Raw genomic sequence first — 13,090 nt, forward strand, 5'->3', positions numbered from 1 at the left:
GTCGCGTCGGCGGCCAATGCGGCGCGGGGTTTCGACCGGGTTGGACAACGCGTTTTTGAACGGGCACGCTACTCGCTGCCGTTTGCTCATCCATGTGGGGCACGATCATGACAACACCTTCGATCCCTCCCTTCCCCGGTTGCGACGACTTCGCCCTCGCGTCAGGCGCTGCGCCGTTCGAATGGACGCGTTCGTCAATCGAGGTCGCGACCGACGGCTCTGTCAGCCAGCGCATCGAATTCTGGCGCGAGATGATCCTGCGCCTGTTTGCGGATGTGCAGATCGCGGCAGTCCAGAAAGACGATTTCTTTGGCCGGGTGCGGCAGCGCAAGTGCGACAAGCTGCGGATCTCGGATATCCACGCGAGCGAACAGGCGGTGACCCGGCGCTTTCGTCAGGCGCGTAGCGAGTACGAGGACAAGTATTTCGCGGTACTGATGCTCGAGGGTAGCCAGTCGGTCGAACAGGACGGCAAGATCGTCACACTGCGTCCGGGCGATTTCGCGGTGTACGACGCGACCAGGCCGCATCATCTGCAGTTTGGCCAGTCGTGGCGCGAAATCGTCGTCAGCATTCCGCGCACGACGCTCAACCAGCTCGTCGTCGGGATGGAGCACCGTACCGCTTGCCCGATGCCGACCGGGCAAGGCGTCGGCTACGTGATGCGCGGGTTTCTCGAACAGATGTCGTCGCAGATCCGCCACGTGTCCGAGGACGAGATGCTGCAGTTGTCGGATACCGCGATCTCGCTGATCGCGATGACCATCGGAAGCCTGCAGCGCAACGACGTCGCGCAGTCGCGGATGAAGGCGCTGACGCTCACGCGCGTGAAACGCCATCTGCTCGAACATCTGCGCGACCCGGACTTGAACCCCACGATGGTCGAGCAGGCGACCGGGATATCGTCGCGGTACATCAACAAGCTGTTCGAGGCGGAAAACACCTCGCTGATGCGCTACATATGGAACCTGCGGCTCGAACGGTGCGCGGAAGATCTCGCGAATCCGCAATGCGGGGTGCTGCGTGTGTCCGACATCGCGTTGCGCTGGGGATTCAACGACATGTCGCATTTCAGCCGGGCGTTCCGCGAACGGTTCGCGGTGGCGCCGCGCGCGTGGCGCCGGCAAGGTGGTGCGGGGGTGGCGAGTTGACGGTATGGCCGTGTGGCGGGCCCCGCCCATCCGATTGTCGGTATTCGCTATGGAGAGCGCTCCGCGCCTGAGGCACCTTTCATCGATGCCGAGGCGCTTTTGTTTCGATCCATCAGGATAAGTATTCTTATCACAACACCTCGCTTACCGAGCAAAACTCGAGCGCACCGAACCACGTCAGATGTGGCCGGCACGCACGAACTCACCTGCCGATCGGCAGCCCCGTCGGCTCGATCCACCCGAGCCGATACGCGATCAGCAGCGACAGGAACAACGTGATCGACAAGCCGACGCGCGCCGCGAGCGACCACGCCATCCGCTTGCTTCTGCCCCGGTCGTGATTCATGAAATACAGCGCGAAAATCAGGCTTCCGATAATCAGCGCGAACGCCACCGAAACCAGCGCAATCTTCATCGTTGATGCTCCTCCAGGCCCGCATCGGCCTTCAGCAGTTCAGTCAGTCTTTGCCGCTCGGCAGCGACGTCGGCCACACCCGACGCCGGCCAGTCGAGTGCGACGCCATTGCCCAGCGAATCCCGCACGAGCGTCTGGTAACGCCGGTCGCTGATTCGCCCGTCGTCCATCGCCTCCGAGATCTCATGTCGAAACGGTAGCGGAAAGCTCGTGTATCCGCGCGACAGCGCCGCATATTGCCGCGCGTCGATCTCCTTCGACGACGGCACGACGGCCCACACGACGACGGCCACGATGGCTGCGAAAGGAATCGCCGTGTAGCGGAGAACGAACTTGATCGGGGTCATGAGGCGGATATCGAAGTAACGACGACGTAGCGGGGAAATAGCGGCAAAGTCACGCCGCACGGACGGCGCACGCGGGCCGCGTGGAACCGGATGCCGCCCGCGCAAGCCACGGCCGGCAGCGCCCTGCCGACATGGCAGACATTGTACTTAAAGCCCCATTCGGCTAACAGAGTATGATAATGTCATTATCATGTCTCGCAGATGATTCGAGCAACCCGGCCCCCTTTGCCGGTGGCCCGCGCGGGCGCCTGACACCTGAAACCGGTGGCGGTCGTCCTGTCCATGCCCGCCGTCCGGGCGATTGAGCGTACCCCTATGCCAGCGCAGTACTTTCGAAGCCTCACCGGAAAACACCGCAGCGCGACCGCGAACCGTCAGCTCGGCTTTTCGCTGGCCTTCGTCGCGGGCGCGGCCAACGCCGGCGGCTACCTGGCGGTCAAGCAATACACGTCGCACATGAGCGGCATCGTGTCGGCGATCGCCGACCAGACGGCGCTCGGCGACATCCAGCTCGCGCTGGCCGGCATCAGTTCGCTGGGGTCGTTCCTGATCGGCGCGAGCTGCTCGGCGATCCTCGTCAACTGGGGGCGGCGCCGCGGCCTGCAGAGCCAGTTCGTGCTGCCGCTGCTGGTCGAAGCCGTGCTGCTGCTCCTGTTCGGGCTGCTCGGCAGCCATCTCGCGCTGTGGGAAACGTTCTTCGTGCCGGTCACGGTCACGCTGCTGTGCTTCATCATGGGTCTGCAGAACGCGACGATCACGAAGCTGTCGGGCGCGGAAATCCGCACGACACACGTGACCGGCATCGTGACCGACCTCGGCATCGAGCTCGGCAAGCTGTTCTACTGGAATCGCTCGGCCGTCGACGTGGACGCGCACGCGGTCATCGCCAACCGTTCGAAATTGAGGATTCACGCGACGATGCTCGCGTCGTTCTTCGTCGGCGGGATCGCCGGCGCGATCGGCTTCAAGCATGTCGGCTACGTGGCGACCGTGCCGCTCGCCTGCTTGCTGGTGATGCTCGCGGCGATGCCGCTGATCGACGACCTGCTTGCGTGGCTCGAACGCCGGCGTTGAGCCGGCGCGCACGCTGCAACGGCGCATTCGGCCGTGGCGCCGAATGCGGATGCATTATAATTTGATTAACATATCGACCACCCTGCCGCACGATGGAAACGAAAACCGCCCGCCTGACCGTCCTGATCGATCCCGCCAAGAAAGAAGCGTTCGAAATGCTCTGCGCGGAGCAGGATCTCACGCCGTCGCAAGTCGTGCGTCAGTTGATCCGCGAGTATCTCGACAAGCACGGCGTCACGTACAAGACGAAGAGCGCGCTCGGCAAGCGGATGAAGTAACGCGGCAGAACCCGCGCCGCGCTCAGGGGCAGCTCAGGTGCAGATCTCCCATCGCGCGTGTTCACGCGCGCGCCACACGAGCCGCTCGGGAGCGATGCACTCCCCTTCCTTCATGCGCCGCGCGGTGGGCGACAGCTTGAGCTCGCCGGCCGACGCGAACCCCAGCGCGCGTTCGAGCAGGATGCGCAGCGACGGCAGCGGGTTGCCGTTCTTCCACGCGAACGCGATGAAGTTGTTGTCGTCGCCGCACGGCAGCAGCGCATACGAAGCGTCGAACACCTCGCGCAATTGCGCGAGATGCCGCGGCAACGCCGGATCGTCGTCCATGAAGTTGATCGCGAGCACGCCCGTTTCGCTCAGCCGCGCACGGCACGCGTCGAAAAAGGCGGCGCCCGTGCAGCGGCCCGGCATGCCGTCGGCGACGAACGCGTCGTGCAGGATCACGTCCGCCTTGACCTCCGGCCGGCCGACGTAGTCCGCGCCATCCGCGCAGATCACGGCGAAGCGCGCGTCGTCTTGCGGAATCCTGAACACGTCGCGCAGCGCGATTACGTCCGGGTTGATCTCGACCGCGTCGATCGCCGTATCGGGCAGATGGCGATAGCAGTACTTCGCCAGCGATCCGCCGCCGAGCCCGATCATGCAGATGCGCGCGGGCGCCGGCTGCAGCAGCAGGAAACCCATCATCACGCGCGTATAGCCGAGTTCGAGCCGGACCGGATCCTTCAGCGACATGAAGCTCTGCGTGCCGAAGTGGTCGAAGTGCAGCGAGACCGTGTGCTTGGTCTCGAGCACGAACGGGCGGCCGTCGTTCAATGGCATTGCCAGAAACCGCAGGAATGCGTCATAGGAAATTCGATCCTCGCTCATGGTCGGCAGCCCGTAGTCGGAGAGTCGGTCGAACCGCGTGCGGTCAGACCTTCTTCAGGTAGCACGCCTTCAGCATGAAGCCGCCCATGTCGGTCTTGCAATCGACTTCGTGATCGCCGCCGACGAGCCGGATGCTCTTGACCTTGGTGCCCATCTTCAGCGTGATCGACGAGCCCTTCACGCGCAAGTCCTTGATCAGCACGACCGAATCGCCGTCCGACAGCACGTTGCCGTTCGCGTCCTTGACGACGTCGCCGGCCGGTTCGTCGCCGGCGTCCGCGCCGGCACCGGCACCGGCCGACCATTCATGTCCGCAGTCCGCGCACACGGTCAGCGTGCCGTCCGGGTAGGTGTTTTCCATCGCGCATTGCGGGCAGGCGGGGGCGGCGTTCATTGCAGCTTCCATTCGGTGGGAGTTCGGGTCAATCGAAAAAAAAATGCCGGGCACGCAAGCGCGTGGCCCGGATCGCGCATCCCGGCGGCCCGTCGACAGCGCGACGGGGCGGCGTTCATGCACACGGCATTATAATGCAATACACATAATCCAGCTGTCGTATTATAATCATCCACTTTCGATCATTCGCCGGACTTGATGGCGGTTTCGCTGAGGATGTCGACATGTTCGAGATGAATGAAGCACCGGCGTCGGGCGCGCAAGGCCCGGCGCCCCGTCGGGAAGCCGTGTGCCGGGCCTGCGGGGCGGCCCTGGCACGCCGTTCCGACGACTTTCCCCGGGGCTGATCCGCATCGTGGCAACCGTCGTCTACGTTGAAATCGGCTCCGCCTGGAACCGCGACCGCGCGCTGGCGTCCCGCGACGCGATCGTCGCGGCGGCACACCGCTTCAAAAGCGACATCCTGCTGCTCGCCAACGGGCTCAGCGGCAGCGCGAAGGACGCGACGGCCATCGCCGCGCTGCAGATGCATGGCGGCACGTCCGCGCAGGTGCTCGCCACCGGTCCCGACGAGGAAGCCGCGCTCCACGCGCTGCTGCCATTGCTGCAGGCGGGTTGACTCCGCGTCGCCCGACCCCACGGCCTCGTGCCGTTCACCCTGAATCACCACTCTCCGAGGAAGCGATGAACGACAACGTCATGTCCAACACCCCCAACCTGTCGGCCTCCGCACTCTGGGCGCTCGAGCGCCTCGCCGATGTGCGCTACGGCCGCGATGCGCCCGCGCTCGGCTGGTCGGTCGAACAGGAACTCGTCGGCGCGGGCTTCGTCAGCCATGCGTCGAACAGCCGCTCCGGCGCGTCGATCACGGCGCACGGCCGCAGCTTCTTGAAGAGCCGCAAGTAGGAGCGGCCGGCGCGGGCGCGATGCCGCTTCGTGCGAAACATGCGGGCGTATCGATGTCCGCCGTGACGCGTCCGCGCACAATCCGCCGCGCCTGACTTTCGCCACGGACTGCCAGCGATCGACACGCATTCGTCGAGTGCCGTGCGCCACAGTGAGGCCGCGATGTGTCGTCGTGCGACCTTGACCGTGCCGCCACCGGCGGACGCCGGCGACGGCCCTCCGCTCGATGCGTTTGCATTCCCCGAAGCAGGCAGGGATTGGCGGCGGCGCGCCGATTTCCGCGGTATCGTACGGGGCCCTGGCGCGGCGCACGGCCGCGCCTTCCCTGCCCCTTTCACATGGAACGCCGAATGACATTCAGCGCGCTGCCGCCCGTCATGTCCCCGCCGGTTCTCGACACCCCCCGCCTGATACTCGAAGGTCATCCGCTCGGCGACTTCGACGCGCTCGCCGCGATGTGGTCCGAGCCGACCGTCGTCGCGCACATCTTCAACGGCCAGCCGTCCGCGCCGCGCGACTCGTGGATGCGACTGCTCGCCTATCGCGGGCTGTGGCCGCTGCTCGGCTACGGCTACTGGGCGATTCGCGAGAAGGCATCGGGCCGCTACGTCGGCGATCTCGGCTTCGCGGACTTCCACCGTGCGGTCGAGCCGTCGATTCGCGGCGTGCCGGAAGCCGGGTGGGCGCTCGCGAGCTGGGCGCACGGCAAAGGTTACGCAAGCGAAGCGCTGTCGCACGCGCTCGGCTGGCTCGATGCGCAGAACCGGTTCGAACGCAGCGTATGCCTGATCGCGCCGACCAACGTCGCGTCGCTCCGCGTCGCGGAGAAGGCCGGGTATGCCGATCCGGTACGGATCCGCTTCAACGACGCCGATTCGCTGCTGTTTTCGCGCGCGTGCAGGTAATTGCGGTGCCCTGCGTCGGCCGCCGCTGGGCGGCTGATGTCCCCGATGTCCCCGATGTCCCCGATGTGGCCGATGTCGTCGATGGCGCCGATGTCGTCGATGGCGCCGATGTCGTCGATGGCGCCGAGGTTGCCGAGGTTGCCGAGGTTGCCGAGGTTGCCGAGGTTGCCGAGGTTGCCGAGGTTGCCGAGGTTGCCGAGGTTGCCGAAGTTGCCGAAGTTGCCGAAGTTGCCGAAGTTGCCGAAGTTGCCGAAGTTGCCGAAGTTGCCGAAGTTGCCGAGGTTGCCGGTGTCGCCGGTGTCGCCGACGCGACCGCTGCAGCTATTGCGCGCGAGCCATATCGGCTCGTGACGGCGGCACCGCGCCGACCGTAGCCGCATCCGCGGCCGAACCGGTCGTCTGCCATCCGCCGCCCAGCGCCTTGTACAGCGCGACGAGATCGGTCGTCGTCTGCAACGCGCCCTGGACCGCCTGCTGCCGCCCCTCCGACCATTGCCGCTCGGCGTCGAGCACGTCGAGAAACGGCGACAACCCCTTCCGGTAACGATCGCGCGCGAGTTCCAGCGCGCCCTGCTCGGCCTTGACCGCATCGTCGAGCGCGGCCGCGCGTGCCTGGTCGGTGCGATAGACGGCCAGCGCGTTGTCGACGTCGCGCAGCGCGACGAGCACGGCCCGTCGATAGGCGAGCGCCGCTTCGGCCTGGCGCGCCTGCGACAGCCGCAGGTTCGATACGAGTTGCCCGCCCGAAAAGATCGGCAGCGATACGGCCGGCCCGAACGAGTAGAACAGATGCGACCAGTGCGCGAGCTCGCGCACGTGCGCCGCGCGCAACCCGACCTGCCCGGTCAGCGAGATGTCCGGATAGAACTGCGCGACCGCGACGCCGACGTCGGCGGTCGCCGCATGCAGCTCGGCCTCCGCGCGGCGGATGTCGGGCCGCCGGCGCGCCAGCGTCGACGGCAGCCCCACCGGCACGGTGGGCGGCACGCCCGGCAACGCGCGCGGCGCGTCGAGCCAGTCGTCGAGCGCGCCCGGGGCCCCTCCGACCAGATACGCGAGGCCATTGCGCAGCAACACGATCTGCTGGTCGAACTGCGGCAATTGGGCACGAATCTGCGCGAGCCGAGCATCGGCGCTGCGCACGTCGAGGTCGCTTGCCAGACCATGCGCGGCCTGCGCGCGCGTGAGATCCAGCAGGTCGCGCTGCGCGCGTTGCAGGTCGTCGGCCAGCGCGCGTTGCGCTTCGGCGCCGCGCAGTTGCAGATAGGTCTGCGCGACTTCGGCCTCCAGCGACAGCAGCGCATCGTCGCGGCTCGCGACCGCGGCGCTCGCCTGCGCGCCGGCCGATTCGACCGAGCGACGCACGCGCCCGAACAGGTCGAGTTCCCATGATGCGTCGAACCCGGCCTGCCACACATTGACCGGCGCTTCGAGCGAATCGATCGCGGCGCGCGCGCCCTGCTGCACGCTCGCGCCGGTGCCCGGCCCGAAGCGGTCGAGCGGCGAACCCGGCGCGCCGAGGCGATCGATGCGCTGATCGATGCCCTGTTCCTCGATGATTCCTTTGAGGCCCAACTGCTCGCGCTGATAGCTCGCGTTCGCCCGCACGTTCGGCAAGCCCTGCGCGGCGGCCGCGCGAACCTGCGCACGCGCCTGCGCGATGCGCAGCACGGCCGCCTGCACGTCGAGGTTGTCGCGCGCGGCACGCTCGACGAGGCGATCGAGCAGCGGATCGCCGAACGCGCGCCACCAGCGCGGGTCGGGATCGGCGCCGGTCGTCGGCGACGATGGCGCGTGCGCGCCGGCGGCCGACGCGCGCGATGCGCCCGACGCGCGCGATGCGCCCGACGCGCCCGATGCACCCGACACGCCCGATGCGCCCGACACGCCCGATGCACCCGATGCCGGCGATGCGCCCGACGCCGGCGATGCCTGCGATGCCTGCGATGCCTGCGATGCCTGCGATGCCTGCGATGCCTGCGATGCCTGCGATGCCTGCGATGCCGTCGATGCCGGCGATACCGCCGCAGCCGACACCCGCAGGTCATGCCAGTTCGCCGGCACATCCGCCTGCGGCGGCTTGAAATCCGGCCCGACGGTACAGCCCGCGATCGCCAAGCAGGCCGCCAGCATCGCGGCTACGCCGCGCGGTTGCAGCGCATGCCGGCGGCTGCCGCGCTGTCGATTCATCGTCATCGTCAATGCCCTCCCGCGCCGCGTGCGGCCTTCACCGGCGAGAACAGGAACGTCAGCGGAATGCTGAACGCGCAGAACACCGCGAGAATCGCGAACACGTCGATATACGCGAGGATCGTCGCCTGCGAGATGAACGTCTCGTACAGCCGGCCGGTCGCGGTTTGCAGCGCGGCCGGCGGCGGCACGCCCGACAGCGCGCCGATCGCGCGCGCGTTCTCGTGCAGCGCGTCCTGAAAGTTCTGCGACAGCGGCGACATGTGCGTGGACAGGTGCGCCATGCGCGCCTGCGTTCGCTCGCGGATCAGCGCGGTCGACACCGAGATGCCGATCGAGCCCGCGACGTTGCGGAACATCGTGAACAGCGCGGATGCGTCGTCGTTGAGCCGCTGCGGGACGGTCAGGTACGCGAGCGTGGTGATCGGCACGAACATGAAGCCGATCGCGAGCGACTGCGCGCAGCGGATCATCACCAGGTGCCGGTAGTCGATGTCCGGCACCAGCAGCCGCGAATAGACGAGCGCGACCGACAGCAGCACGAAACCGAAGCCGACCAGATAGCGCGTCTGCACGTGCGGCATCAGCCGGCTCACGAGCGGGATTTCCAGCGTGATGAGCAGCGCGCCGGGCGACAGCACGAGGCCCGCGAGGGTCGCCGTATAGCCGAGGTGCTGCTGCGCGAGTTGCGGGACGATCACCGCGCTGCCGTACAGCACGGCCGCGAAGGTCGCGATGGTCACGCAGCCGAGCGCGAAGTTTCGATCGCGCAGGCACGACAGATCGACCACCGGCTTCTTCACGCGCAGCAGCCACAGCGTCGCGCCGATCAGGCCGAGCGCCGACAGCACCGCAAAGACGCGGATGAAGTTCGATCCGAACCAGTCCTCGTCCTCGCCGCGATCGAGCATCACCTGCAGGCAGCCGAGCCCGATCGCGATCAGCCCGATGCCGATGTAGTCGACCGAGATCCCGCGCTCGGCGCCGCGTCGCCACGGCGGATCCTCGACGAGCTGCATCACCGCGAGCACGGTCAGCGCGCCGATCGGCACATTGAGCAGAAACACCCAGCGCCACGAGAAATGATCGGTGATCCAGCCGCCGAGCGTCGGCCCGAGCACCGGCGCGACGACGATCGCGATCGCCGAGATCGAGAACGCGCGGTTGCGCTGTTCGGGCGGAAACGTGTCGAGGATGATCGACTGCTGGTTCGGCTGCAGCCCGCCGCCGAACAGCCCCTGCAGCACGCGGAACACGATCAGCTCGCCCAGGTTGGTCGCGACGCCGCACAGGAACGAGCACACGGTGAACGCGGCGATGCACAGCAGGAAGTAGCGCTTGCGGCCGAGCAGGCGCCCCAGGAAGCCGGAAATCGGCAGCACGATGCCGTTCGCGACGAGGTACGACGTGAGCGTCCAGGTCGCCTCGTCGTAGCTCGCGGACATCGTCCCCGCGATATGCGGCAGCGCGACGTTGACGATCGTCGTGTCGAGCACCTCCATGAACGCGGCGAGCGTGACGACGATCGCGATGACCCACGGGTTCGCGGCGGGCCGCCACGCGCCGCCGGACGAAGCGGGCCCGTTGGGCGGCTTGTCGGACGGCCGGTTCATCGACGGGCCCCCGTCAACTTGGCGGACGTGCGGATGTCGGGCATCGGATCGCTCCGGTGAAAGCGGGCCGCCGCGCGGCGGCCGGTCATTTCAGGTGCACGGTCGGTTCGGCCGACAGGCCGAGACCGAGCGGCGGATTGTTCGGCAGCGGACCGTCGAGCACGATCTTCACGGGCACGCGCTGCACGATCTTCACGAAGTTGCCGGTCGCGTTCTCGGCCGGAAACGCGGAGAAGCGCGCGCCGCTGCCGAGCTGGATGCTGTCGACGTGACCGTGCAGGTCGAGATCGGGATACGCATCGACCGACACGTCGACGCGATCGCCGATGCGCATCCGCTCCAGTTGGGATTCCTTGAAGTTCGCGGTGATCCACACGCGCGGCGTGACGACCGAGAAGACCGACGCGCCGGCTTGCAGGTACGAGCCGAGTTGAACGTTCCTGCGCGTGACCCAGCCGTCGGACGGTGCGCGTACTTCGCAGTACGACAGGTTGAGGTTCGCCGTATCGAGCTGCGCACGTGCGGCCAGCACCTGCTGGCGACGCTCCTCGACGGCCGTTTCGGCCTGGCGGATCTGCTGCGGCACGAGGCTCGCGGTGCGCGCCTGCGCTTGCGCCATCGCGACGTTCGCATCGGCGCTCGCGCGCTGCGCGTCGGCCGCGTCGATCGCCTGCTGCGAGGTTGCGCGCGCATCGACCGCACGCTGCCGCTCCTGCGCGGCGAGCGCCTGCCGGTACGCGGCTTCCGCCGATTCGATCTGTGCCCGCGCCTGCCGGTATTGAGCAGGGAACTGCACGTGCGCGATGTCGAGCTGCACCCGCGACGCGTCGAGCTGCGCCTGCGCGAGGCCGAGTTGCGCGCGCGCCGCGTCGACCTGCGCACGGTAGTCGCGCGGATCGATCTCGACCAGCACGTCGCCGCGGTGCACGTACGTGTTGTCGTCGACGGCGAGCCGTGTCACGTAGCCGGAGACATGCGGCGCGACGGCCACCGCGTTGCCGTCCGTGTATGCGTCGTCGGTACTTTCCTGGTTGCGCGTCGCAAGCCACCACACGAGCCCCGCGATCACCAGCACGACCGCCACCGCGCCGAGGATGATCAACGGCTTCTTGCCCGGCCGCTTCCGTTCGCCTTCACCTGCGCCGCTGCCGCCGTCGCCATCGCCGCCGGTGCGGCCGCCGCGATCGTCGTGCGGATGGCCGTCGCCCCCGCCGCCGGCCGGCGCGTCGGTGTCGCGTTCGTCGTGGCGGCCGGCGCCGGCGCGCCCGTCGTGGCCGCTGTCGGCGTTGCCGTCGCCGGCGCGGGTGATGGTGGGCGGTGCAAGCTCCGTAGATGCTGCGTCCGCGTATGGGAGCGGAATAGCTGCCGGCAGCGCCCACGCACCGCGTCGTCCCGGCGTGAACGCGCGGCGCAGCACGACGCGGAATCGCTCATGAATGGACAACGGGAACAGGGTCGCATCGGGCATGAAAGATCGCTCCAGGGCGGTGGCCGCGGGCGGCATTGCCCGCGCCGGCCTTCAAGCGCGCGGGCAAGCAAGCGGCGCACCCGGCCGGCGCGCGGACGGTGCGGCACGCGCTGAACTACGTTGAGCCGCGGCTCGTGCGGGCCGGCGACCGATGTCGGGTGTCGGCCTGCGGAACAAATGACAACGCATTGAAAAATCGCAGGCGGCCCGCGGCCGGCTGCATGTCGTCTTGAAGCGCGGCTCGCGAATCCGCGCCTGTTCCGACCTCACGTGAACAGTGCGCCGCACGAATGCGCGACCGTCACGCGTCCGGCTGCCTCTCGCTGACCGGCGGGATGGCGGGGTTCGGAGCCTCGCGCGCGAGGCCTTGCGCGAACACCTTCAACCCTTCGAGCAACGGCGTCAGCGCGTCCCACAGCGCTTCGTCGTGCAGCAATCGGTATGCGCCGCGCACGCCGGGCGCGACGTGCTCGTGCTCATCCGGCTTCCACGCGCCGATGTGATGCAGCGCATCGGCCGCCGCGAACGCGGCCTTGCCGAACTGCTCCGGCGGAATGCGCGACAGCGCCATCACGAGTGCGGCAAGATTCTGCACACCGGTTTGCATGCCGGGCTTGTCCAGCGCGCCGACGAACGTCTCGGCCATCTGCGCGTTCGCGCTGACGACCTCGTTCGCGAAGCGCAGGAAGCCGTGCCGGTGCAGGCTGCCGAGCAGGCTTTCGAGCGCGTTATGCGCATCGGGTTCGGGTGCGGGAGGCGGCGTGCCGGGGGATGGGCGATCCGTCATCAGCTGTTCTCCGGATGGGGCGCCGCACAGCCGCCGTGGCGGCGGCCGCGCGGGCGCCGGATTCGTGTCGTGCTTCGTTCACCGCGCCCGCCGGCGCGCGGCCGAGGCCGCCGTCAGTGCACGGGGCCGCCGGGCGGCGCCTTGTATTCGCTGCGTGCGCCCATCGCGTCCTCGACGGCCTTCACGCCATGCACCGCGGCGATGCCGTCGACGATGGCATGCCGTTCCGCTTCCTCCACCTGCCCGCTCAAGCGCACATGCCCGTGCGAGACGCTCACATCGACGTCGCGCGCACGGCCGATCAGATGGCCCAGCGCGGCGCGTACGCGTTCGGCGAGCACCACGTCGTCCGCATCGCCCGAGAGCCAGTCGGCGCGCAGCCCGGCGATCGCGCCGCGCGCGCGGTCGGCCGCCCGCTTCGCCTGCGTGTTCGCATAGTCGAGCACACCGTGCCGGCTCGCCGCCGCCTTGTCGCGCACGTAGGCGCGCCGCCGCCGGCCCGACGCCGGATCGAGGAAGTACATCGCCGCCGCGCCGCACGCCACGGCCACCGCTAGATTCAACAACGGATTGTTCGAACGCGTTCTGGAAGTCATGGGAATCACCGTAGTCGATACCCGGTACCGCCGGGCTTCGTCATCACGAGACAGCATGTGCCGTGCCTCGTATGGGCGCCCCGGTCCGCCACCGAA

The 13,090-nt window shown here is 68.0% G+C and carries 16 protein-coding genes; 7 read left to right on the forward strand and 9 right to left on the reverse strand.

All coding sequences use genetic code 11. The features are described 5' to 3' along the window. Window positions 1-107 precede the first annotated feature (107 nt). Window positions 108-1,151 carry an AraC-like ligand-binding domain-containing protein gene (locus tag ABIC50_RS13700; protein WP_354164623.1) on the forward strand — a complete coding sequence of 348 codons (1,044 nt, stop codon included), beginning with the start codon at window positions 108-110 and terminating at the stop codon, window positions 1,149-1,151. A 202-nt stretch (window positions 1,152-1,353) separates the two neighbouring features. On the opposite strand, the gene ABIC50_RS13705 is transcribed toward ABIC50_RS13700, so the two are convergent. Together ABIC50_RS13705 and ABIC50_RS13710 are read right to left on the reverse strand one after the other, a co-directional pair. Continuing rightward, entirely contained in the window at window positions 1,354-1,566 is a 213-nt protein-coding gene (locus tag ABIC50_RS13705; protein ID WP_006752898.1) for a twin transmembrane helix small protein, read from the reverse strand. Further along, window positions 1,563-1,913 carry a hypothetical protein gene (locus ABIC50_RS13710; RefSeq protein ID WP_006752899.1) on the reverse strand — a complete coding sequence of 117 codons (351 nt, stop codon included), beginning with the start codon at window positions 1,911-1,913 and terminating at the stop codon, window positions 1,563-1,565. The genes ABIC50_RS13705 and ABIC50_RS13710 overlap by 4 nt, the downstream gene beginning before the upstream one ends. 315 nt (window positions 1,914-2,228) lie before the next feature. On the opposite strand from ABIC50_RS13710, the gene ABIC50_RS13715 reads away from it, so the two are divergent. Continuing rightward, entirely contained in the window at window positions 2,229-2,987 is a 759-nt protein-coding gene (locus ABIC50_RS13715) for a YoaK family protein (protein WP_354164625.1), read from the forward strand. 92 nt (window positions 2,988-3,079) lie between these two features. Then, window positions 3,080-3,265: a ribbon-helix-helix protein gene (locus ABIC50_RS13720; protein ID WP_006752901.1), complete on the forward strand. Its 186-nt coding sequence runs from the start codon at window positions 3,080-3,082 to the stop codon at window positions 3,263-3,265. A 33-nt stretch (window positions 3,266-3,298) separates the two neighbouring features. On the opposite strand, the gene ABIC50_RS13725 is transcribed toward ABIC50_RS13720, so the two are convergent. After that, complete coding sequence (locus tag ABIC50_RS13725; protein WP_175734175.1) at window positions 3,299-4,135, reverse strand: spermine/spermidine synthase domain-containing protein; 837 nt, start codon at window positions 4,133-4,135, stop codon at window positions 3,299-3,301. Between the two features lie 43 nt (window positions 4,136-4,178). Next, window positions 4,179-4,529 (reverse strand): zinc ribbon domain-containing protein YjdM, encoded by a 351-nt coding sequence (locus ABIC50_RS13730; protein WP_354164627.1) that lies wholly within the window; start codon window positions 4,527-4,529, stop codon window positions 4,179-4,181. Between the two features lie 355 nt (window positions 4,530-4,884). Between ABIC50_RS13730 and ABIC50_RS13735 the strand changes: the two genes are divergently transcribed. The 4 genes from ABIC50_RS13735 (at window position 4,885) to ABIC50_RS13750 (ending at window position 6,714) form a co-directional block, all read left to right on the forward strand. Then, the gene (locus ABIC50_RS13735) at window positions 4,885-5,148 is read left to right on the forward strand and encodes an HPr family phosphocarrier protein (RefSeq protein WP_041491840.1); all 264 of its coding nucleotides are present in this window, start codon (window positions 4,885-4,887) and stop codon (window positions 5,146-5,148) included. 65 nt (window positions 5,149-5,213) lie between these two features. Beyond that, window positions 5,214-5,435 carry a hypothetical protein gene (locus tag ABIC50_RS13740; RefSeq protein ID WP_011661424.1) on the forward strand — a complete coding sequence of 74 codons (222 nt, stop codon included), beginning with the start codon at window positions 5,214-5,216 and terminating at the stop codon, window positions 5,433-5,435. 338 nt (window positions 5,436-5,773) lie between these two features. Further along, window positions 5,774-6,340, forward strand: a complete 567-nt coding sequence (locus ABIC50_RS13745; RefSeq protein WP_175745640.1) for a GNAT family N-acetyltransferase — start codon at window positions 5,774-5,776, stop codon at window positions 6,338-6,340. 5 nt (window positions 6,341-6,345) lie between these two features. Next, a complete protein-coding gene (locus ABIC50_RS13750; protein WP_354164629.1) occupies window positions 6,346-6,714 on the forward strand; it encodes a hypothetical protein in 369 nt (122 codons plus the stop codon). Here the strand turns inward: ABIC50_RS13750 and ABIC50_RS13755 are convergent. From ABIC50_RS13755 to ABIC50_RS13775, 5 genes are all read right to left on the reverse strand, one after another. After that, window positions 6,662-8,536: an efflux transporter outer membrane subunit gene (locus tag ABIC50_RS13755; protein ID WP_354164632.1), complete on the reverse strand. Its 1,875-nt coding sequence runs from the start codon at window positions 8,534-8,536 to the stop codon at window positions 6,662-6,664. The two genes, ABIC50_RS13750 and ABIC50_RS13755, sit on opposite strands and share 53 nt — an antisense overlap. 2 nt (window positions 8,537-8,538) lie before the next feature. After that, window positions 8,539-10,143, reverse strand: a complete 1,605-nt coding sequence (locus ABIC50_RS13760; RefSeq protein ID WP_354164635.1) for a DHA2 family efflux MFS transporter permease subunit — start codon at window positions 10,141-10,143, stop codon at window positions 8,539-8,541. Between the two features lie 85 nt (window positions 10,144-10,228). Beyond that, on the reverse strand, window positions 10,229-11,611 hold the full coding sequence (locus ABIC50_RS13765; RefSeq protein ID WP_354164638.1) for an HlyD family secretion protein: 1,383 nt from the start codon (window positions 11,609-11,611) through the stop codon (window positions 10,229-10,231). A 301-nt stretch (window positions 11,612-11,912) separates the two neighbouring features. Then, entirely contained in the window at window positions 11,913-12,398 is a 486-nt protein-coding gene (locus tag ABIC50_RS13770) for a DUF1641 domain-containing protein (protein ID WP_354164640.1), read from the reverse strand. 113 nt (window positions 12,399-12,511) lie between these two features. Further along, the gene (locus tag ABIC50_RS13775; RefSeq protein WP_175675656.1) at window positions 12,512-12,994 is read right to left on the reverse strand and encodes a BON domain-containing protein; all 483 of its coding nucleotides are present in this window, start codon (window positions 12,992-12,994) and stop codon (window positions 12,512-12,514) included. Window positions 12,995-13,090 lie beyond the last annotated feature (96 nt).

It is taken from the genome of Burkholderia sp. 567 (assembly GCF_040545115.1).
Taxonomy (GTDB): Bacteria; Pseudomonadota; Gammaproteobacteria; order Burkholderiales; family Burkholderiaceae; genus Burkholderia; species Burkholderia ambifaria.